Raw genomic sequence first — 20,083 nt, 5'->3', positions numbered from 1 at the left:
CGCGCGGGGAGCCTTCGACGGGCAGCGTGTCACGTCTGCGGGCGCGCGGCGTGCCACCGTGTCACGTGTTGCCTGCCGCATGTTTCACCGCCGTTTTCCCAGGTCGTCGTGTGTTTCAGCGCTGTTGCGCATCGTGCGCGAGCAGCGCGATGTGGACGGAGGCCGCCTGTTCGAAGTCGTCCAGGTCGACGCCGAGGCGGGTCTGTATGGCCTCCAGGCGGCGGTAGAGGGCGGGCCGGGAGACATGGTGGAGCTGGGCGGTGCGGGACTTGTTGCGGCCGGTCGCGAGATAGGTCCGCAGGACGCCCAGCAGCTCCGGCTCGGCCGCGCACAGCAGCCCGTCCAGCTCCCGCTCGGCGAAGGACTGCACATGCGGGTCGTCGCGCAACAGCCGGACCAGGCCGCGCAGATGGACGTCCCCGAGCCGGACCACGTCGGGCAGGCCGAGGGCGTGCGAGGAGTCGGCGACGGCGTCGGCGACATGCCGGGCCTCGCGCAGCCCGGCGGGCACCTCGTCCCACGCGGTACGGGCATCGGCGGCGGCGACCACGGCCCCGGACCCGGCGCGCAGCCGGGCCGCGAAGTGGCCGGTGAGCGCCATGGCGTCCTGGTCCCGGGCGAGGCTCAGCAGCACGGCGGCGGCCCCGTCGGCGAGTTCGGCGACGAGTCCGGACAGCCCCAACAGCCTGAGCACGCGGTCGAGTTCCTCGGGGCCCGGGCCGAGGACGACGAGGGGCACGAAGGTGCGCCGGTTGACCGGGAGCCCGGCCGCGCGGGCCCGGGGCAGCAGGGTCCGGGCCGGTACGACACCGGAGACGAGGTCGGTCAGCAGCCCCTGCGCGGACTGCTCCTCCCAGCTCGCCGCGCTGGAGCCGCCGAGCATGCGGTGCAGGACCAGCGCCTCGGCGGCCCGGTCGGCGAGCAGCCGCCCGGTGGCGGCGCCGCCCCGGTGGCCGCACAGCAGCAGCCGGCCCCAGCGCTCCCCGCGACCGCCCAGTTCGGCGCTGATCCAGCCGTCGCCGTGGGCGGCGCCGGCCTGCCGGGCGATGCGCTCCCAGTCGCGCAGCACGTCGTCCACGGCCGGCCGCTCCCCCGCCGTGGCGAGGACGCGGTGGGCGAGGTTGGTGACGACGACCGGGCAGCCGCTGTGCACGGCGATCTCGTCGAGCAGCCGCTGCAGGGGGGCACCGGCAGTGATGAGGCCGGTGAGGGCGGTGCGGACCGACTCCGAGAGGCTGACGGCGGCGAACTTCCGCCGTACCAGCCGGGACTGGACCTCCTCCGTCAGCTCGGCGAAGGGGAAGGGGCGGTGCAGGACCACCATGGGCAGCCCGCAGCGGTCCGCCGCGCGCCGCATGGCCTCCGGGGGCGCGGGAAAGGCGCGGCCCAGGCCGAGGACGACTGCGGCCGCCTCGGCCCGGTGCAACGACTGGACGTACTCGGCCTGCTTGGCCTCGTCACCGGCGAGCAGCACGCCGGTGGTGAGGACCATCTCGCCGCCGCTGAGCATGACCCCGACGTCGGCGGCCTCGGCCACATGCACCCAGCGCACCGGCCGGTCCAGCTGCCCGGCTCCGGCCACCACCTCGGGTTCCCCGGCGAGCACCCGTTCCAGGGAGAGCACCTGGCGCACGGAGAGCACGGGCTCCCAGCCGTACGGGGTCTGCGAGGCGGTGGTCATGGCCGTGCACCTGTCTCTCTCGTCCGTGCGCCGATTCCCCCCGGGCGTTCCCTAGTACGCGCTCCGCAGGGCCCGTTCCAGGATCGCGGCGCCCTCCTCGGCCTCCGCGACGGTCAGCGACAGCGGCGGGGCGATGCGCAGGGCGCTGGTGTCGTGGCCGCCGCCCTTGCCGATGAGCAGCCCGCCCTCACGGGCCGTCTCCAGGACGGCGGAGGCCGACCGCGGGTCCGCCTCGTCCGTGCCCGGCCTGACCAGCTCGACGCCGATCATCAGCCCGCGCCCGCGCACCTCCCGGACCCCCGGCAGCTGGGCGGCGATCGTCCGCAGCCGCTCGATGAGCAGGCCGCCGACCCGGCGGGCGTTGCCCTGGAGGTCGTGTTCGAGGAGGTAGGCGAGGTTGGCGAGCCCGGCCGCCATGGTGACCTGGGTGCCGCCGAACGTCGAAATGCTGTTGGCGTCCAGGCAGTTCATGATCTCGGCGCGGGCGATCACGCCGCCGATGGACATGCCGTTGCCGATGCCCTTGGCGAAGGTGACGATGTCCGGCGGACCGCTTCGACCGTGTGCCTGCCAGCCCCAGAAGTGCTCGCCGGTACGGCCCCAGCCGGTCTGCACCTCGTCGGCGATCCACAGGATGCCGTGCTCCTTCAGGACCTCGCGGAAGGCGGCGTAGAGGCCGTCGGGCGGCGAGGTGAAGCCGCCGACGCCCTGGATGGGCTCGGCGATCAGCGCGGCGGGCGGGCGGGTGTGCCCCAGGATGTCCTCGAGGTCGGCGACGCACGCGGCGATGAACGCGCGGTCGTCCAGCTCGGCGAACGGCCCCCGGGTGCGCACCCCGCCGTGCACGTAGAGGGTCTGCAGCGGGGACAGCGAGGTCGGGGACCAACTGCGGTTGCCGGTGATGCCGACGGTGCTGAAAGAGCGGCCGTGGTAGCTGTTGCGCATCGCGAGGACCGTGTTGCTGCGCCGGTACGCGGTGGCGAGCAACAGGGCGGTGTCGTTGGCCTCGGTGCCGGAGGTGGTGAAGAAGACCCGGGCGTCGGGGATGCCGCTCAGCTGGGCGACGCGCTCGGCGAGTTCGACCATCGGCCGGTTCAGGTACAGCGTGGACGAGTGGATGATCCGCCCGGCCTGCTCGGCGACGGCCTTGGTGACCTCGGGCAGGGCGTGGGCGGTCATCGTGGTCAGGATGCCGCCGAAGAAGTCCAGGTACTTGTTGCCGGCGGAGTCCCAGACGTGGCGCCCCTCGCCGTGGGTGATCTCGATCGGCTCGTCGTAGTAGAGGGCCAGCCAGTCGGGCAGGACCTGGCGGTGGCGCGAGTAGAGGTCGTTCACGGCTGGATCAGTCCTTCGTAGGCGTCGGGGCGGCGGTCGCGGTAGAAGGCCCACTGCTGCCGCACGTCGTCGATCAGGCCGAAGTCGAGGTCGCGGACGAGCAGTTCCTCGGACGTGTCGCTCGCCGGCTCCCCCACGAACTGCCCACGCGGATCAACGAAGTAACTGGTCCCGTAGAAGTCGTTGTCCCCGTACTCCTCCCGGCCCACCCGGTTGATGGCGGCGACGAAGTACTCGTTGGCGACGGCCGCGGCGGGCTGCTCCAGCTGCCACAGGTAAGCGGACAGGCCCCGGTGGGTGGCGGAGGGGTTGTAGACCAACTGGGCGCCGTTGAGCCCGAGTTGCCGCCACCCCTCCGGGAAGTGCCGGTCGTAGCAGATGTACACGCCGACCTTGCCGACGGCGGTGTCGAAGACGGGCCACCCGAGGTTGCCGGGTTTGAAGTAGTACTTCTCCCAGAAGCCCTTGACCTGCGGGATGTGGTGCTTGCGGTACTTGCCGAGGTAGGTGCCGTCGGCGTCGATCACGGCGGCGGTGTTGTAGTAGAAGCCGGACTGCTCGACCTCGAAGACCGGCACGACGGTCACCATGCCGGTCTCCCGCGCCAGCTCCCGCATCCGCCGCACGGTCGGCCCGTCGGGCACCGGCTCGGCCCAGCGGTAGTGCTCGGGCTCCTGGACCTGGCAGAAGTAGGGCGCGTTGAAGACTTCCTGGAACCCGATGACCTGGGCACCCTGCCGGGCCGCCGCACGGGCGTGCGCCTCGTGTTTCGCCACCATGGACTCGGTGTCGCCGGTCCAGGTGGCCTGGACCAGTGCAGCGCGTACGAGGTTGGCCATGAGCTGCTCCTTCGACGGGACGCCAGAGCCTCTACACCCGTAGATCAAGCCGTAGAGGGACGAAAGTAAGCCTCCTGGAGGCCCTTGCCAAGACCATCGTCGTCAACAGGCGGAGTCGATCACGTTTCACACGCCGATGGGCGAGCGGGCGATCCGCGCGACGGGGTGAAACGGAGCAGACCGGGACGAGGTCTCCCCGACTCCTCTCACACGCCGTACCCGGCGACACGCAGGGCGTGCACGAGGTCCCAGTGCCGCTCCTCGGAGACGCCACGGGCGGCGTCGAGCAGCAGCGGCACGAGCCGCCCCGGCTCGGGGGCGACGGTCCGGGCGGCCTCCTGCGCCGTCCGCCCGCGCACACAGGCGTCCAGCAGGGCCCGCGCCTCACGCCGCCGCCCGTCGTCCGCCAGCCGCAGCACGGCGGACCCGACCTGCTCGGCGGGGCGGGCCACGCCCTGCCGCAGCAACTGCCGCCCGTCGCCGTCCCGCCCCGCGGCGGCGAGCGCGTCGGCGACGCCGGCCAGCCGCTGCGCGGGCAGCGAGGCGGCCTCCCACAGCAGCGTCGCCCAGTCGGCCCCGAGCCCGGCCCGGTGCAGGGCATCGGCGAGCAGGGGGAAGCGGGCCGGGGGCCACTGCGCGACGTCGGCCAGCAGCGCGTGCGCCTCGCCGCTGCGCCCGGCGGCCCGCAGCCGCGCCAGCCGCCCGACGGCTTCGGCGACCGCCGCGTCCGCCCCGGTATCGACGTGCTCGACGCGCGCCGTCTCCGCCTCTGCGGGCCGCTCCGCCGCCCCGGCGAACCGGGCCCCGCGCGGCCGGGCGGACTCGGCCGCCTGCGGCGCCCGGGCCGCCGCTACGGGCGCCTGCGGTACGACGACGGGCGCGGCCTCGTCCTCGGCCATCCCGGCGAACCGGGCACTGCCCCGCCGGCGTTTCCGGGGAGTGGCGCCCGGCACGGGGAGTGACCCCGAATCGGGCGGTGGCCCCGCGGCGGAGTGCGGGGCGTGCCGGGCGGCCGGTGGCGGGGGCACGGGGTCCGGTTCCGGGACCACGACGGTCGGGGAGGCGGGGGCGAACGGGGCGGCGGCCACCGGCGCCTCCACCGCACCGGCACCGCCCGGCACCTCGGCCCACCCGGCACGACCACCCACCCGCACCTCGGCCCGGCCGCCGTCATCCACCGGTACCTCCGCCGAACCGGCACCGCCGCCCGACGACACCTCCACCGAACCGCCGCCGCCACGCACGGGCACCTCGGCCCGGACGCCGTCGGCCACCGGCGCCTCCGCCCGGCCGGGCCGGTCAGCCGGCGGGCCCCCTCCCGGAGCCGGCCGTTCCCGCACGGACCCCGCGCGGTGGACCGTCGCCCGCCGGTCCAACTCCGCCAGACGGCCCCGGAGTTCCTCGCACCTCGCGGAGGCCCGGGCGTGGTCGTCATGGGCCCAGGCGAGGTCGAGGCGGAGGGAGTCGAGGTCGGCGCCCGGGGCGCCCGTGGTGAGCAGACGGGTCAGTTCGGCCTGGCGTTCGGCCGCGTAGCGCTGTTCGCGGAGCATGACGTCGAGCCGGTCGGCCAGGGCCGCGCGTGCCCCGGGGCGGGCGTCGCACGAGGCGAGAGCCGCCCGGTACAGGCTCCGGGCCCGGGCCCGTTCGGCGTCCGCCGCGGCCGTGCCGTACACCGCCGCGAGGTCGTCCAGCAGCGCCTCCACGACGTCCCACGGCGGCACCTCGCGCCCCTCCAGGCAGGCCCGCATACCCTCGGGGTCGCGCTGCCAGAAGACGCCGCTCCAGCCCTCGCCCTGGTCCAGGCGGGCCAGCAGGCCGTCCAGACAGCCCGCGAACTCCCACACCGGACCGGGGAGTCGCCCCACCGCCATCGCCCAGCTCCCGCCCGACCGCCGACACTACGGCCACCAGGCAACACCCGTCGTGTTACGGCTCTGCTACGCGGCGTTTTCCGGCAGTGCGCGGGCCTCTCACCCCGGGCAGAGGATCACGCGGCGACGAGTGCGCAGCGGGTGACCAGTTCGTCCATCGACAGCCCGAGGACCGGGGCCAGCGCGGCCACGGTGAAGAAGGCCGGCGTCGGCGCCCGGCCCGTCTCGATCTTGCGGAGCGTCTCGGCCGAGACGCCCGCCGCCGCCGCGATCTCGGTCATGCTCCGGCCGCCGCGCGCCTCGCGCAGCAACTGTCCGAGCCGCTCGCCGCGTTCACGCTCTTCGGGGGTCAGGGGGGTGCGCACCATGCGGCCATTCTAATACCGGCCACCCGATGCACCCTATTCAAATACCGGTATAGTAATTGATCAGATGGAGCTCACGGCGGACCCGCCTCATCGACACCGCCGAGCGGGCCTGGCGGCGGACATCGCGGCGGCCGCCCCGGGCGACCGCGTCGGCGGCATCGGCACGCCGTCGGCCAGGCGTGCCCGTGAGGAGGCGACGGTACGGGTGACGCGGGAACCGCGCGTACCGACCGCGACGCACCCGCGGCCGCCCGCCGCGCGGCGCCCCGCTCCCCCACAGGCGAACATGCCCGCCCCAACGGATCGTGTCATCGTGGGCATGAACAGCCAGCGAGGAACGGAACGCCATGACCAACGGCTACCCTCCCGACCCCTTCGGCGACTTCCTGGCCCGCTTCTTCGGCGGCACCGGGGCGGCCCCCGGACCCCGCCACATCGACATCGGCCGCCTGCTCAGCCAGCCGGCCCGGGAGCTGGTCAGAGGAGCCGCCCAGTACGCCGCCGAGCACGGCAGCCGGGACCTGGACACCCAGCATCTGCTGCGCGCGGCGGTGTCGGCCGAGCCCACCCGGAGCCTGCTGAGCCGGGCCGGCGCGGACCCGGACTCGCTCGCCACGGAGATCGACGACCGGGCGGGCCCGGTCCAGCACCCGCCCGGCGAGGCACCGCCGCCCACCTCGCTCTCGCTCACCCCGGCCGTCAAGCGCGCCCTGCTGGACGCGCACGACCTGGCGCGGTCGAGCGGCGCCGGGTACATCGGCCCGGAGCACGTGCTCAGCGCGCTGGCCGCGAACCCGGACTCGGCCGCCGGGCACATCCTGCACGAGGCCCGGTTCTCGGCGGGCGGGCTGCCGCCCGAGGCGCCGGAGAGCACGCAGCCCCGCCCGGAGCGGCAACGGCCCACCGGCACGCCCACGCTGGACAAGTACGGCCGTGATCTGACCGAACTGGCCCGGCAGGGCCGGATCGACCCGGTGATCGGCCGGGACACCGAGATCGAGCAGACCATCGAGGTGCTGTCGCGACGCGGCAAGAACAACCCGGTCCTGATCGGGGACGCCGGGGTCGGCAAGACGGCCGTCGTGGAAGGGCTCGCGCAGCGCATCGGCGACGGGGACGTACCGGACGGGCTGGCCGGGCGCAGGGTCGTCGCGCTGGACCTCACCGGGGTCGTCGCCGGCACCCGCTACCGGGGCGACTTCGAGGAGCGGCTCAACACCATCGTCGAGGAGATCCGCGCGCACTCCGACCGGCTGGTCGTGTTCATCGACGAGCTGCACACCGTCGTCGGCGCGGGCTCCGGCGGCGAGGGCGGCGCGATGGACGCCGGGAACATCCTGAAGCCGGCGCTCGCCCGGGGCGAGCTGCACATCGTCGGCGCGACCACGCTGGAGGAGTTCCGCCGGATCGAGAAGGACGCGGCGCTGGCGCGCCGGTTCCAGCCGATCCTGGTGCCCGAGCCGACGGTCGCGGACACCATCGAGATCCTGCGCGGGCTGCGCGACCGGTACGAGGCCCACCACCAGGTCCGCTACACCGACGAGGCGCTGGTCGCCGCCGTCCAGCTCTCGGACCGCTATCTCACCGACCGGCGGCTGCCGGACAAGGCGATCGACCTGATCGACCAGGCGGGCGCCCGGGTGCGGCTCGGCGCCCGGACCAAGGGCACGGACGTGCGCGCGATGGAGCGCGAGGTGGAGCAGCTGGTCCTGGACAAGGACCAGGCGGTCGCGGCCGAGGACTACGACGCGGCCAAGCAGCTGCGGGACCGGATCGGCGAGCTGAAGCAGCGGATCGAGCAGGTCAGCGGCAGTGACAAGGCCGACGAGGGGCTGGATCTGGAGGTGACGGCGGAGGCCGTCGCCGAGGTCGTCTCCCGGCAGACCGGGGTCCCGGTCGCCCGGCTCACCCAGGAGGAGAAGGAACGGCTGCTCGACCTGGAGCGGCATCTGCACCAGCGGGTCGTCGGCCAGGAGGAGGCCGTCGCCGTGGTCTCGGAGGCCGTGCTGCGCTCCCGCGCGGGGCTCGCGAGCCCGAACCGGCCCATCGGCAGCTTCCTGTTCCTCGGCCCGACCGGCGTCGGCAAGACCGAGCTGGCCCGGGCCCTCGCCGAGGCGCTGTTCGGCAGCGAGGACCGGATGGTCCGCCTGGACATGAGCGAGTACCAGGAGCGGCACACCGTCTCCCGGCTGGTCGGCGCCCCGCCCGGGTACGTCGGCCACGAGGAGGCCGGGCAGCTCACCGAGGTCGTGCGCCGGTACCCGTACTCGCTGCTCCTGCTCGACGAGGTGGAGAAGGCGCACCCGGACGTCTTCAACATCCTGCTGCAGGTCCTGGACGACGGCCGGCTGACCGACTCCCAGGGCCGCACGGTGGACTTCACCAACACGGTCATCGTGATGACCAGCAACCTCGGCTCCGACGTGATCACCCGGCGCGGCGCGGGCATCGGGTTCGGGCCGGGCGGCGCGGACGCGGACGAGGAGGCGCGGCGCGAGCAGATCCTGCGGCCGCTGCGCGAGCACTTCCGGCCGGAGTTCCTCAACCGCATCGACGAGATCGTGGTCTTCCGGCAGCTCACCGGCGCCCAACTGCGGGAGATCACCGAGCTGTTGCTGGACGGGACCCGGCGGCTGCTGGAGGGCCAGGGCGTCGCGGTCCACTTCACGGACCCGGCGGTCGACTGGCTCGCCGAGCGCGGCTACCAGCCCGAGTACGGCGCCCGCCCGCTGCGCCGCACCATCCAGCGGGAGGTGGACAACCAGCTGTCCCGCCTCCTGCTGAACGGCACGATCTCCGAGGGCAGCCGGGTGACGGTGGACGTGACGGACGGCCACCTGGACTTCCGCTCCGCCCGCTCCCAGCCTCCGGCACCGGAACCGTAACGGCCCCTGAAGGCCCGGGCGTCCGCTCAGGGCGCCGGGTCCACCACCATCGCCGAGCCGCCGCCGCGGCGTACCTTCTCGGCGGCGGCCAGCCACTTGCCGCCGGGCAGGGGCTGGACACCGGTGGCCGCGCCGATCTCGGGGTTGAGGGAGAAGGAGTGACCGATGGCCTCCAGCTGTTTCTTCACGTCACTGTTGTAGAGGGCGGGTTCGAGTTCGGTCTGGGCCCTGTTGCGCTGGCTGGCGCGCGGGGCGGCGATGGCGTCGACCAGCGGGAGGTGCCGGTCGAGGAACTCGGTCAGGGTCTGGAGCACGGTGGTGATGATGGTGGCTCCGCCGGGCGAACCGAGCGCCACCACCGGCACGTTGTGCTTGTCCAGCACGATCGTCGCCGCGATCGACGAGCGGGGCCGCTTGCCCGGACCCGGCAGGTTCGGGTCGTGCACGGCCGGGTCGGCCGGGGTGAAGGAGAAGTCGGTCAGCTCGTTGTTGAGCAGGAAGCCCCGGCCGGGCACCGTCATGGCGCTGCCGCCGATCTGCTCGATGGTGAGCGTGTAGGAGACGATGTCGCCCCACTTGTCGGCCACGGTCAGATGGGTGGTGTTCTGGCCCTCGTACGTCGTCGGGGCCGCCGTGCCGCCCTTGTCGCAGGCCTTCGGGTGGCGCGGGTCGCCGGGGGCGAGCGGACTGGTCAGGACGGCGTTGTCCTTGATCAGGCAGGCGCGCGAGTCGGCGAACCTCTGCGACAGCAGTTGCCTGGTCGGCACGTTCTCGAACGCGGGATCGCCGACCCAGCGCCCCCGGTCGGCGAAGGCGATGCGGCTGGCCTCGATGAAGTGGTGCAGATACTGCACCTCGCTCATCTTCGAAAGGTCGCTGTTCTCCAGGATGTTGAGCGCCTCCCCGACCGTGGTGCCGCCGGCGGCGGAGGGCGCGATGGAGTACACGTTCAGGCCGCGGTAGGACGTCCTCGTCGGGGCCTGGAGCTTGGTCCGGTAGACGGCGAGGTCCTTCTCCGCCAGCTTGCCGGGGCGGGCGTTCCAGCCGGAGGCGGGGTCCACGGGCGGGTGTTCCACCGTCTTGACGATGTCGTCGCCGATGTCCCCGCGGTAGATCGCGCCGATACCCTTGCTGCCCAACTCCTCGTAGGTGCGGGCGAGTTCGGGGTTCTTGAAAGTGGAGCCCACGACGGGGAGCCGGCCGCCCGGCAGGAAGAGCTTCGCGGTGTCGGGGAAGTAGCGGAACCGGGTCTCGTTGGACGCGGTCTTCGAGCGGAAGTTGTCGCTCACGGTGAAGCCGTTGCGGGCGATCCGCTCGGCGGGCTTCAGTACCGTGGCGAGCCCCCTGGTGCCCCATTCGTCCAGCGCCGTCTGCCAGGTGGCGGGCGTGCCCGGGGTGCCGACGCTCAGCCCGCTGCTGACGGCGTCGCCGAAGGAGAGCGGCTTGCCGTGCTCCACGAACAGGTCGGAGTCCGCGCTCAGCGGCGCCGTCTCCCGGCCGTCGATGGTGTGCACGGTACGGGTGCCGGCGTCGTAGTAGACGAAGTAGCCGCCTCCGCCGATGCCGGAGTAGTAGGGCTCGGTGACGCCGAGCGCGGCCGCGGTGGCGACGGCCGCGTCGACCGCGTTGCCGCCGCGCCGCAGGACCTCGATGCCGGCCGCGGTGGCGTCCGCGTCGGCACTCGCGACGGCGCCGCCGTAACCGACGGCCACCGGAGCCCGGGTCGGGGTGCCGCTTCTCGCGGCGGGCGGCGCGGCCGCCCCCACCGACACCAGAGCGGCCGAGACCGCCAGAACCGCAAGTTTCGTGCCAGAACGACCCATCCGTGCCTCCCATCAGGACAGTACACGCAGCGTAACGAGACCGACACAGAACCGACAGTACGCCTCGGCCCCGCCGCACGACCGTCACGGATCGAACACCGGTACGTAGCCGTTGCCCGGGACCGCTAACATGCGCGCCCATGAACGACGACGTGCGCAACATCGTCCTCGGCCTGGTGGCCACGGGCATCTCCGCCTCGCTGGGCTGGCTCGCCCGTACGTATCTGTGGCGCCGCAGACTCCGGCGCAAGCAGGCGTTCTTCGGGCTGCCGGAGAACGCGGAGTCGCTGCTCGTCGTCAACCGCGACCCGGCCGCCGCCGAACCGGCGGTGCACCGCTTCGACGTGTTCGCGCTGCTGGAACTGTCCGCGCTCATCAAGGAGTGCGGAGCCAACGCCCAGGTGGTCACGCAGGACACGGTCCAGCAGGGGTTCGGCGAGCGCACCGAGTTCTGTGTCGGCGGGCCGGCCTCCAACCGGCGCACGGCCGCCCACATGACGGCGATGCTGCCGGGCCTCGCGGTCAACACCGATCCGGAGCCGGGGCCGGAGCGGGGCGCCTTCCGGATCGGCGGCAAGCACTACCCGATGGCGCGGGGCACCGCCGAGCACGTGCTGCTCGCCCGGGTCGCCACGAGCGGCCAGGCCCGGCCGGTGTTCCTCTTCTGCGGCCAGAGCGCGATCACCAACCAGGCCGCGACCCGCTATCTCGCCCGCCACCACGAGCGGCTGCGCCGAAAGTACGGAACCGGCTCGTTCGTACTGCTGCTCAAGGTGCTCAACTCGCAGGCGTACGGCCCGGACGTGGTGGAGCTGGTGGCGGACGTGACCCGGGCAGCGCGCACCCCGGCCCCCGCGACGGCCTCCGCCGACACGGCCGCTTAGCACTTCAACAATCTTTACCCGCACGTAACTTACCGACGGGTTACTTACGGTAAAGGGGCACGGTTACCGTCGGGTCACTTTGCACTGACACGAGTGAGGGAGTGACCCGTGGGATCCGTAGGACATGGCCGCACCGCGCTGCGCGCCACAGCCGCCACGGCCGTATCGGCGGCGCTGGTCTCGACAGGCGTCGTCGGCCTGGCCCCGGCCGCCGAGGCCGTGCCGGCCGCCGCCCCGTCCGTGCGCTTCGTGGACATCACCGGCGACGGCGGCACCGTGCTGAAGGCGAACGTCGTCGCGCCCGCCGACGCGAGCGCCACGCACCGCTACCCGCTCGTCGTGCTGCCCACGAGCTGGTCCCTGCCCCAGGTGGAGTATCTGGCGCAGGCCGAGAAACTCGCCGACGCCGGCTATGTGGTCCTCAGCTACAACGTGCGCGGGTTCTGGCAGTCCGGCGGGCAGATAGAAGTGGCCGGTCCGCCGGACATGGCGGACGCCTCCAAGGTCATCGACTGGGCCCTGGCCCACACCCCGGCCGACCCGGGGCACATCGGCATGGCGGGGGTGTCGTACGGCGCCGGGATCAGTCTGCTCGCCGCCGCCCACGACAAGCGGATCAAGGCGGTGGCTGCGCTGAGCGGCTGGGCGGACCTGGTCGACTCGATCTACTCGGGCCGCACCCAGCACCTCCAGGCCCTCGGCGTGCTGGACGGCCTGGGGCGGCTCACCGGCCGCGAGAGCCCGGAACTGCGCGCGATGTTCCGGAACCTGTACTCCTCGAACCTGTCGAAGGAGCAGGAGATGATCGCGTGGGCGAAGAAGCGTTCCCCCGCGACCTATCTCGACCAGCTGAACCGCAACGGCGCCGCCGTGATGCTCGCCAACGCCTGGGGCGACACCATCTTCAACCCCAACGAGTACGCCGACTTCTACGAGAAGCTCAAGGTGCCCAAGCGGCTGGAGCTGCGCCCCGGCGACCACGCGACCGCCGAGCTGACCGGTCTGTTCGGGCTGCCCAACGACGTCTGGACGGACACCGAGCGCTGGCTCGACCACTACCTCAAGGGCAGCGACAACGGCATCAACCGCGAGGAACCGGTCCGGCTGAAGTCCCGTAGCGCGGGGGGATACGAGGGCTACCCGGACTGGAAGTCGGTCGGCGCGACCCGGAAGAAGCTCGCGCTCGAGGGCTCCACCACCATCCACGCGAACGTCGACTCGGGCGCCGACGGCGGGATCGTCTTCCTCTCCAGCATCCTGGACCAGGTCGCCCAGCTGCCGCCGATGGCCTCGATCCCGCTGCTGCCGCGCCGCTGGGCGGCCGTGTGGCAGTCGCCGCGGTACGGCACCGGGCAGCAGGTGCGGGGCACGGCGAGCCTGCACACGACGCTGACCCCGACGGCGGAGAGCGGCACCCTCGTCGCCTATCTGTACGACGTGGGACCGCTCGGCGTCGGCAAGCTGGTCACGCACGCGCCGTACACCTGGCACGGGCGAACGCCCGGCGAGGCGTTCGACGTCGACCTGGATCTGTTCTCCACGGCGTACGACGTACCCGCCGGGCACCGCCTCGCGCTGGTGGTCGACACGGTCGACCCGCTGTACATCGAGCACAACCCGTCCGGCGCGCAGCTGACCTTCTCCTCGCCCTCGGACGACCCGTCGTACGTGTCCGTCCCCGTGCGCGAGCAGTGATCTCCGGCTGCCGCCGGACGAGCCTGGCCCGTGTGAACTGCCGCCCCTCCTAGGGTTTCGGGACCGTGGGGGGCTCCCCGCCCGGCAGCAGCGCCCCGGGACCGGGTGTGGCGACCGCCACCGCCCCGGTCCTGGGGCTGCGCTGCTCACGGCGGGACACCCGGACGGCGCACCACGAGAGCAGCATGCACATCCCGATGTAGATCGGCGAGATCACCATCACCACGGGGATGAACGGCAAATCGTAGTCGAGGTTGGAGGCGATCAGTTTCCCGGCATGGAGGAACTCCTCGTAGGTGATGAGGTAGCCGAGCGAGGTGTCCTTCAGGGCGACCACCAACTGGCTGATGACGGCGGGCAGCATGGCGCGTACCGCCTGGGGGACGAGGACGTGCGCCATGACCTGTGTCTTGCGCATGCCGAGCGCGAACGCGGCCTCCCGCTGGCCGCGTTCGACCGCGTTCACGCCCGAGCGTAAGACCTCGGCGAGCACCGAGCCGTTGTAGAGGGTGAGTCCGGCGACGAGCGCGGTCAGCGGTTGTGCCTTGAGCGCCACGAAGATGAAGAAGATCATCACCAGGACGGGCATGGCGCGGAAGAACTCCACGAGGACCGCGGCCGCCCGGCGCACCGGCCGGTGGTCCGACAGCCGCCCGACGGCGAGCACCCCGCCGAGCACGAGGGAGAGCGCGGCCGCGATCGCGAAGGCCTTCAGGGTGTTGCCGAGGCCGCGCAGCAGCAGTTCCTGGATGCCCTTGTACACGAAGGGCATCCATTTGGTGTACGTGAACTGGCCGGTGTCGAACAGCAGATACAGGATCCAGGCGATCAGGCCGAGCAGGACGGCGGTGGCCAGCACGCCGTAGAGGCGGTGCCGCTGCCTGGTGCGCGGGCCCGGGATGTCGTACAGGGCGGTGGTGCCGGTCATCGGGCGACTCCCCAGGTGCGCTCCAGCGCGTGGAACAGCGCGCTGAGGGCGAGCGTGATGATCAGGTAGCCGAGGGCGATCCAGACGAAGGTCCAGACGATGTCGTAGCCCAGCTCGTTGAGGGTCTTGTAGGTGCCGAGCAGTTCGGTGACGCTGAAGGCGCCCGCGATCGCGGAGTTCTTCGCGAGGGCGATGAGGGTGGAGCCGACCGGCGGGATCACCGAGCGGAACGCCTGGGGCAGCACGACCAGGTTGAGGGTCTGGCCGAAGGTCATGCCGAGGCTGCGGGCCGCCTCGCCCTGGCCCCTGGGCACGGTGTTGATGCCGGCGCGCAGGGCCTCGCAGATGAACGCCGAGGTGTAGCAGCCGAGGGCGAGGACGGCGAACACCCGGAAGGGCAGCACGAGTCCGAACCGGGGCAGGCCGAGCACCACCGCGAAGAACAGCAGGGTGAGCGGGGTGTTGCGCAGCACGGTGACCCACACGGTGCCGAAGGCGCGCAGGGAGGCGACGGGGGCGACCCGGAACGACGCCATCAGGAAGCCCAGCGCCAGCGCCAGCAGCCCGGCGTAGACGGTGAGTTCGACGGTGCCGAGGAAACCCCGGGCGTAGAGGGAGAAGTTGTCGGTCAGTACGTTCACGCCGTCCTCCCGTCGGGCGCCGGGTAGCGGTCGATCGGGGGCGGGTGGGGGGCGGGCACGCCGGACAGGCCGAGCGTGGCCTCGTACGCCTTCTTCCAGTCACCGTTCCTCTGGCGGGCCTCCAGGGCGTCGTTCAGGGCGAAGCGCAGGGCGTTGTCACTGCGCGGGACGCCGATGCCGTACGGCTCCCTCGAGAACGGCCGGCCGGCGAGCTTGAGTTCGCCGGGGGCCTTGGCCGTGTAGCCGAGGAGGATGGCGTCGTCGGTGGTGACCGCGTCGACCTGATAGGTGAGCAGGTTGTCGACGCAGACCGAGTAGGTGTCGTAGCCGACCAGGACGGCCTTCGGGTAGTCGGCGCGGATGCGCTGGTACGGCGTGGAGCCGGCGGCCGAGCAGACGCGTCTGCCGCCGAGGTCCCCGGGGCCGTGGATGTCGTTCTCGTCCCTGCGGACCAGCAGGGACTGGCCGGCCATGAAGTAGGGCCCGGCGAAGCCGACGAGCTTCTTGCGGTTGGCGTTGATGGTGTAGGTGCCGACGTAGTAGTCGATCTGGCCGTTCTGCAGGGCGGTCTCGCGGTTGGCGGAGGCGATGGTCTTGAAGTGCACCGACTGCGGCGCGAGGCCGAGGGAGGCGGACATCATCCTGGCGATCTCGATGTCGAAGCCGGAGTAGGTGCCGGTCGCCGGGTCCTTCTCGCCGAGGTAGGGCTGGTCCTCCTTGGCGCCGACGACGAAATAGCCGCGCCGCTTCGCCCGGGTCCAGGTGCCGGAGGCGGGCAGACGGAAGTTCCGGTCGACCTGGTAGTGCGGGAGCTTGCCGGCCGCCGGGCCCTTGCCGGGCGGGCTGCCCTCCTTGCCGCAGGCGGCGGCGAGCAGCACGAGCGCGCCGAGGACAGCGCCCAGGACGGCGCCCGGGGCGCGGGGCGCACGGGCGGTACGGATCATGGTGCGCGCTCCCCCGGTCAGTGCTTGAGGATCTTGGAGAGGAAGTCCTTGGCGCGCTCGCTGCGCGGGGCGGTGAAGAACTCCTCCGGGGTGCGGTCCTCGACGATGCGGCCGTCGGCCATGAAGACGACCCGGTGGGCGGAGGCGCGGGCGAAGCCCATCTCGTGGGTGACGACGACCATGGTCATGCCGTCGCGGGCGAGCTGCCGCATGACCTCCAGCACCTCGTTGATCATCTCCGGGTCGAGGGCGGAGGTGGGCTCGTCGAAGAGCATCGCCTTGGGGTCCATGGCGAGGGCGCGGGCGATGGCCACGCGCTGCTGCTGGCCGCCGGAGAGCTGCGCCGGGTACTTGTCGGCCTGCGCGAGCAGGCCGACCCGGTCGAGGAGTTCACGGGAGCGCCGGTCGGCGTCGTCCTTCGTGCGCCGGCGGACCTTGACCTGGGCGAGGGAGACGTTCTGGAGGACCGTCCTGTGGGCGAAGAGGTTGAAGGACTGGAAGACCATGCCGACCTCGGCGCGCAGCCGGGCGAGCGCCTTTCCCTCCTGGGGCAGCGGCTCGCCGTCGAGGGTGATGGTGCCGGACTCGACGGTCTCCAGCCGGTTGATCGTCCTGCACAGCGTCGACTTCCCCGACCCGGACGGGCCGACGACCACGACCACCTCTCCCTTGCCGACGGTGAGGTCGATGTCCCGCAGGACATGCAGTCCCCCGTAGTACTTGTTGACGCCCAGCAGTTCGATCAACGGATCGACGGCCATACGCAGCCCTACCCACTCTCAGCTGTGTCGTGGTTGCCGCAACCTATCCAGACGGCAGCGGAGTTGAGGGACGACACGCACTTTTCGGGCATTAGCCGTATTTACCGCAAATGGGGTGAAGGTGGGCATGGCAGCACAGGCTGGGGCGCGGGCTGGCGGTCGCGACCGGTGGCAGTGACCGGGTCAGCTCTCGGCGATCTCGGCGTACAGCCGGGACAGCTCGGGGGCACCGCTCGCCGCCCACTCCAGCCCGGCGTCCGCCACCTCGATCTCCCGGCCGGAGGACAGGAGGACGACGGGCTCCCCGCCGGGGCGGATCCGCCAGCGGGCGCCGGGCACGGTGCGCACCACGACCGTGCCCAGATAGAGCCCCGCGTCATGGCCGAGCCCGGGCAGGGTCTCGGCGTCGTCGCGCCAGCGCGGGACGACCTGGTCCAGGGCCTCCAGGGAGGCCGGGGTGTCATCGAGGCGGACACCCGCCTGATCCGCCTGTGCGCGCAGCAGCTCGCACTCGGACAGCAGCGCGGCGACCGACTCGGGGTCGGCCGGAAGAACCGCGTCGCCGTTCTTCTTGTGCCGGTGGCCCAGGAACGGAAGGTTCATGGACCCAGCCTGGCATCACACGTCGAGGTCGACCACCACCGGCGCGTGATCGGACGCGCCCTTGCCCTTGCGCTCCTCACGGTCGACGTACGCGTCCTTGACCGCCTCGGCGAAGGGTTTGTTGCCGTACACGAGGTCGATGCGCATGCCGCGGTTCTTCGGGAAGCAGAGCTGGCGGTAGTCCCAGTAGGTGTACGGGTGGTCGTACTTCAGCGGGCGGGGCACGACGTCGTCCAGGCCCGTCTCGCGCAGCGCGGCGAGGGCGGCGCGCTCGGCGGGGGTGACGTGGGTGAGGCCCTCGAAGGCGGCCGTGTCGTAGACGTCGTCGTCCGTCGGCGCCACGTTGTAGTCGCCCAGGACGGCGAACGGGCGGCTGCCGCCCGCGTCACCGGCGACGGCGGCCTTCAGGGCCTCGAACCACTGGAGCTTGTACGCGTAGTGCGGGTGGTCCACCTCGCGGCCGTTCGGCACGTACACCGACCAGACGCGGACCGGGCCGCAGGTCGCCGAGAGGGCGCGGGGCTCGCTCACGCCGTCGTAGCCGGGGTCGCCGGGCAGGCCCTTGACCACGTCCTCGATGCCGACGCGGGAGAGCACCGCCACGCCGTTCCACCGGCCGGTGGCGTGCACCGCCGCCTCGTAGCCCAGCTCGCGCAGCTGGTCGGACGGGAACTGCTCCTCGGCGACCTTGGCCTCCTGGAGGCAGAGCACGTCGGTGCCGCTGCTCTCCAGCCAGGCCAGCAGCCTCGGGAGGCGGGCTGTGATCGAGTTCACGTTCCAGGTTGCGATGCGCATGTCTCACAACCTACCCGCAGGCTCTGACAACGGACCTCAGAGCTCCGCCGAGGCTCCCGGGGTCAGCCGCAGGTGGTCGGTGCCGCCCAGGGTGCCGATCTGGCGGTCGTAGATCGGCCGGGCGAGGTCGGTGAGCAGGGCGTCGTGGACGTCGTAGGCGCGCTGCGGGCGCACCTCGCGGACGTAGTCGATGACCTCGGAGATCTTGTTCCAGGGCGCCATCACGGGCAGCATCAGCGTCTGCACCGCCCGGTCGGGGACGGTGAGCGCGTCGCCGGGGTGGAAGACCGTGCCGTCGTCGATCAGATAGCCCACGTTGGTGATGCGCGGGATGTCCGGGTGGATCACGGCGTGCAGTTCGCCGTGGACCTGCACGTCGAAGCCGGCCGCGGTGAACGTGTCGCCGTGGCCGACGGTGTGCACCCGGCCCGGGAAGGCCGCCGCGATCTGCTCCGCCACGGACTTCAGCGTCCAGATCTCGGCGGCCGGGTTCGCCTCCAGGGCGGCGCGCAGCCGGCCCTCGTCGAAGTGGTCCGGGTGCTCGTGGGTGACCAGGACGGCGTCCGCGCCGACGGCCGCGTCCGCCTCGCTGAAGCCGCCGGGGTCGATGACGAGCGTCCGCCCGTCCTTCTCCAGGCGGACGCAGGCGTGGGACTTCTTCGTGAGCTTCATGCCCGCCATCCTGCCGCCTGCGGCGGCCCGGCGGTCGCTCGGCGCCTCACGCGTCGGGCGTGGTCTCCTCCGCGATGACGCCCTGGGCCACCCGGAAGGCGCGATGCGCGGCCGGCACCCCGCAGTACACGGCCGTGTGCAGCAGCACCTCCTTGATCTCGTCCGGGGTGAGGCCGTTGCGCAGGGCCGCCCGGGTGTGGGAGGCGAGATCCTCCAGGTGGCCGCCCGCGACCAGCGCGGTCAGCGTGATGCAGCTGCGGGTACGGCGGTCCAGGCCCGGCCGGTCCCAGACCTCGCCCCAGGTGACGCGGGTGAGGAAGTCCTGGAAGTCCCCGGAGAACGCGTCGGACGCGGTCAGCGCCCGGTCCACGTGCGCGTCGCCGAGCACCTCGCGGCGGATCTTCAGCCCGGTCTCGTACCGGTCGGGCGGCTCGGGCAGCGCGGCCGGTACGGGGGCCGGCGCGATCTCGGCGACCGGGACGACCGGCGGCGGCGCGAGGGGGACGGGCAGGGCGGCGAGGCTCGGCAGGGCCGTCTGCCCGGTGTCGTACGGCTGCTGCCAGGCGGTGGAGAAGTGGTGGACCAGCAGGTCGGTGACGGCGGCCGGCTGCTCGACGGGGACCAGGTGGGAGGCGCCGGGGACGACCGCGAGCCGGGCGTCCCGTATGCCGGCGACCAGGGTGCGGGCCTCGGCCGGCCCGGTGACACCGTCGTCGGCGCCGACCAGCACGAGGGTCGGCGCCGCGGCCCGGCCCAGCTCGGCACGGACGTCGAAGGCGGCCAGGGCCTCGCAGGCGGCGATGTAGCAGCCGGGGTCGGTGGTGCGGACCATCTGCACGGCCCACTCGGTGATCGCGGGCTGGGCGGCGGCGAAGGAGCCGGTGAACCAGCGGTCCGGGGAGGTCCGGGCGATCGGGTCGAGCCCGTTGGTCCGGACGATCACGCCCCGTTGGCGGAACTCGTCGGCGGTCCCGAACCGGGGCGAGGCGGCGACCAGCGCCAGCGAGGCGAGCCGCTCCGGGTGGCGCAGCGCCAGCTCCAGCCCGATCGCACCGCCCAGCGCACAGCCCGCGTACCCGAACCGCTGCACACCCACCGCGTCCAGCGTGGCGAGCAACCGGCCGGTCAGCTCGGCGACGGAACCCGCCGGGTGAGCCGGGGCACCGCCGTGTCCGGGCAGGTCGAAACGGAAGACCCGCCACTGCTTGGCCAGCTCCGGCACCTGCCGGTCCCACATGTGCCATGTGGTACCCAGTGAGGGACCCAGGATCAGGACCGGAGCGTCTTCTGGCCCGTCAAAGCGGTATTGCAGGGTGTTCGGTGGTGTCTCACTCACGCCCCAGACCCTCTCACGTCTC

At 72.5% G+C, this 20,083-nt stretch carries 17 protein-coding genes; 3 read left to right on the top strand and 14 right to left on the bottom strand.

What is annotated here, in order from left to right; translation table 11 throughout:
* Positions 1-115 precede the first annotated feature (115 nt).
* The 5 genes from BIV23_RS32550 to BIV23_RS32530 form a co-directional block, all read right to left on the bottom strand.
* Complete coding sequence (locus BIV23_RS32550) at positions 116-1,681, bottom strand: PucR family transcriptional regulator (RefSeq protein ID WP_071384580.1); 1,566 nt, start codon at positions 1,679-1,681, stop codon at positions 116-118.
* A gap of 51 nt (positions 1,682-1,732) precedes the next feature.
* The gene (locus BIV23_RS32545) at positions 1,733-3,016 is read right to left on the bottom strand and encodes an aspartate aminotransferase family protein (protein ID WP_071384579.1); all 1,284 of its coding nucleotides are present in this window, start codon (positions 3,014-3,016) and stop codon (positions 1,733-1,735) included.
* Positions 3,013-3,855 (bottom strand): nitrilase-related carbon-nitrogen hydrolase, encoded by an 843-nt coding sequence (locus BIV23_RS32540; protein WP_071384578.1) that lies wholly within the window; start codon positions 3,853-3,855, stop codon positions 3,013-3,015. Before BIV23_RS32540 ends, BIV23_RS32545 begins: the two co-directional genes overlap by 4 nt.
* Positions 3,856-4,061: 206 nt before the next feature.
* Positions 4,062-5,726: a hypothetical protein gene (locus BIV23_RS32535; protein ID WP_071384577.1), complete on the bottom strand. Its 1,665-nt coding sequence runs from the start codon at positions 5,724-5,726 to the stop codon at positions 4,062-4,064.
* Between the two features lie 116 nt (positions 5,727-5,842).
* A complete protein-coding gene (locus BIV23_RS32530; protein WP_071384576.1) occupies positions 5,843-6,094 on the bottom strand; it encodes a helix-turn-helix domain-containing protein in 252 nt (83 codons plus the stop codon).
* A 347-nt stretch (positions 6,095-6,441) separates the two neighbouring features.
* On the opposite strand from BIV23_RS32530, the gene BIV23_RS32525 reads away from it, so the two are divergent.
* A complete protein-coding gene (locus tag BIV23_RS32525) occupies positions 6,442-8,979 on the top strand; it encodes an ATP-dependent Clp protease ATP-binding subunit (protein ID WP_071384575.1) in 2,538 nt (845 codons plus the stop codon).
* Positions 8,980-9,005: 26 nt separating this feature from the next.
* On the opposite strand, the gene ggt is transcribed toward BIV23_RS32525, so the two are convergent.
* Complete coding sequence (ggt, locus tag BIV23_RS32520) at positions 9,006-10,802, bottom strand: gamma-glutamyltransferase (RefSeq protein WP_071384574.1); 1,797 nt, start codon at positions 10,800-10,802, stop codon at positions 9,006-9,008.
* Between the two features lie 140 nt (positions 10,803-10,942).
* Here ggt and BIV23_RS32515 point away from each other — a divergent pair, with 140 nt between their 5' ends.
* The gene (locus tag BIV23_RS32515; RefSeq protein WP_071384573.1) at positions 10,943-11,686 is read left to right on the top strand and encodes a hypothetical protein; all 744 of its coding nucleotides are present in this window, start codon (positions 10,943-10,945) and stop codon (positions 11,684-11,686) included.
* 108 nt (positions 11,687-11,794) lie between these two features.
* Positions 11,795-13,381, top strand: coding sequence for a CocE/NonD family hydrolase (locus tag BIV23_RS32510; protein ID WP_071384572.1), 1,587 nt, complete (start codon positions 11,795-11,797; stop codon positions 13,379-13,381).
* 49 nt (positions 13,382-13,430) lie between these two features.
* Here the strand turns inward: BIV23_RS32510 and BIV23_RS32505 are convergent, their stop codons facing one another.
* The 8 genes from BIV23_RS32505 to pcaDC form a co-directional block, all read right to left on the bottom strand.
* On the bottom strand, positions 13,431-14,309 hold the full coding sequence (locus BIV23_RS32505) for an amino acid ABC transporter permease (RefSeq protein WP_071384571.1): 879 nt from the start codon (positions 14,307-14,309) through the stop codon (positions 13,431-13,433).
* The gene (locus BIV23_RS32500) at positions 14,306-14,950 is read right to left on the bottom strand and encodes an amino acid ABC transporter permease (protein ID WP_071384570.1); all 645 of its coding nucleotides are present in this window, start codon (positions 14,948-14,950) and stop codon (positions 14,306-14,308) included. Before BIV23_RS32500 ends, BIV23_RS32505 begins: the two co-directional genes overlap by 4 nt.
* The gene (locus tag BIV23_RS32495; RefSeq protein ID WP_079173546.1) at positions 14,947-15,894 is read right to left on the bottom strand and encodes a glutamate ABC transporter substrate-binding protein; all 948 of its coding nucleotides are present in this window, start codon (positions 15,892-15,894) and stop codon (positions 14,947-14,949) included. Before BIV23_RS32495 ends, BIV23_RS32500 begins: the two co-directional genes overlap by 4 nt.
* Positions 15,895-15,911: 17 nt before the next feature.
* Positions 15,912-16,655 (bottom strand): amino acid ABC transporter ATP-binding protein, encoded by a 744-nt coding sequence (locus tag BIV23_RS32490; RefSeq protein WP_071384569.1) that lies wholly within the window; start codon positions 16,653-16,655, stop codon positions 15,912-15,914.
* Positions 16,656-16,838: 183 nt separating this feature from the next.
* Positions 16,839-17,258, bottom strand: coding sequence for a DUF6278 family protein (locus BIV23_RS32485; RefSeq protein WP_071384568.1), 420 nt, complete (start codon positions 17,256-17,258; stop codon positions 16,839-16,841).
* A 15-nt stretch (positions 17,259-17,273) separates the two neighbouring features.
* Positions 17,274-18,053: an exodeoxyribonuclease III gene (locus tag BIV23_RS32480; RefSeq protein ID WP_071384567.1), complete on the bottom strand. Its 780-nt coding sequence runs from the start codon at positions 18,051-18,053 to the stop codon at positions 17,274-17,276.
* A 36-nt stretch (positions 18,054-18,089) separates the two neighbouring features.
* A complete protein-coding gene (locus BIV23_RS32475) occupies positions 18,090-18,725 on the bottom strand; it encodes an MBL fold metallo-hydrolase (RefSeq protein ID WP_071384566.1) in 636 nt (211 codons plus the stop codon).
* A gap of 46 nt (positions 18,726-18,771) precedes the next feature.
* Positions 18,772-20,061, bottom strand: a complete 1,290-nt coding sequence (gene pcaDC, locus BIV23_RS32470; protein ID WP_071384565.1) for a bifunctional 3-oxoadipate enol-lactonase/4-carboxymuconolactone decarboxylase PcaDC — start codon at positions 20,059-20,061, stop codon at positions 18,772-18,774.
* Positions 20,062-20,083 lie beyond the last annotated feature (22 nt).

The sequence above is a fragment of the Streptomyces monashensis genome (genome assembly GCF_001866665.1).
In the GTDB taxonomy this organism is placed as follows: Bacteria; Actinomycetota; Actinomycetes; order Streptomycetales; family Streptomycetaceae; genus Streptomyces; species Streptomyces monashensis.
Note: the sequence above shows the minus strand (reverse complement) of the source record. Positions and strands in the feature narration are given on the sequence as shown.

Coding starts and splice junctions, on each gene's coding strand:
- BIV23_RS32550 (WP_071384580.1), bottom strand. CDS start 1,681: ATGACCACCGCCTCGCAGACCCCGTACGGCTGGGAGCCCGTGCTCTCC.
- BIV23_RS32540 (WP_071384578.1), bottom strand. CDS start 3,855: ATGGCCAACCTCGTACGCGCTGCACTGGTCCAGGCCACCTGGACCGGC.
- BIV23_RS32535 (WP_071384577.1), bottom strand. CDS start 5,726: ATGGCGGTGGGGCGACTCCCCGGTCCGGTGTGGGAGTTCGCGGGCTGT.
- BIV23_RS32530 (WP_071384576.1), bottom strand. CDS start 6,094: ATGGTGCGCACCCCCCTGACCCCCGAAGAGCGTGAACGCGGCGAGCGG.
- BIV23_RS32525 (WP_071384575.1), top strand. CDS start 6,442: ATGACCAACGGCTACCCTCCCGACCCCTTCGGCGACTTCCTGGCCCGC.
- ggt (WP_071384574.1), bottom strand. CDS start 10,802: ATGGGTCGTTCTGGCACGAAACTTGCGGTTCTGGCGGTCTCGGCCGCT.
- BIV23_RS32515 (WP_071384573.1), top strand. CDS start 10,943: ATGAACGACGACGTGCGCAACATCGTCCTCGGCCTGGTGGCCACGGGC.
- BIV23_RS32505 (WP_071384571.1), bottom strand. CDS start 14,309: ATGACCGGCACCACCGCCCTGTACGACATCCCGGGCCCGCGCACCAGG.
- BIV23_RS32495 (WP_079173546.1), bottom strand. CDS start 15,894: ATGATCCGTACCGCCCGTGCGCCCCGCGCCCCGGGCGCCGTCCTGGGC.
- BIV23_RS32490 (WP_071384569.1), bottom strand. CDS start 16,655: ATGGCCGTCGATCCGTTGATCGAACTGCTGGGCGTCAACAAGTACTAC.
- BIV23_RS32485 (WP_071384568.1), bottom strand. CDS start 17,258: ATGAACCTTCCGTTCCTGGGCCACCGGCACAAGAAGAACGGCGACGCG.
- BIV23_RS32480 (WP_071384567.1), bottom strand. CDS start 18,053: ATGCGCATCGCAACCTGGAACGTGAACTCGATCACAGCCCGCCTCCCG.
- BIV23_RS32475 (WP_071384566.1), bottom strand. CDS start 18,725: ATGAAGCTCACGAAGAAGTCCCACGCCTGCGTCCGCCTGGAGAAGGAC.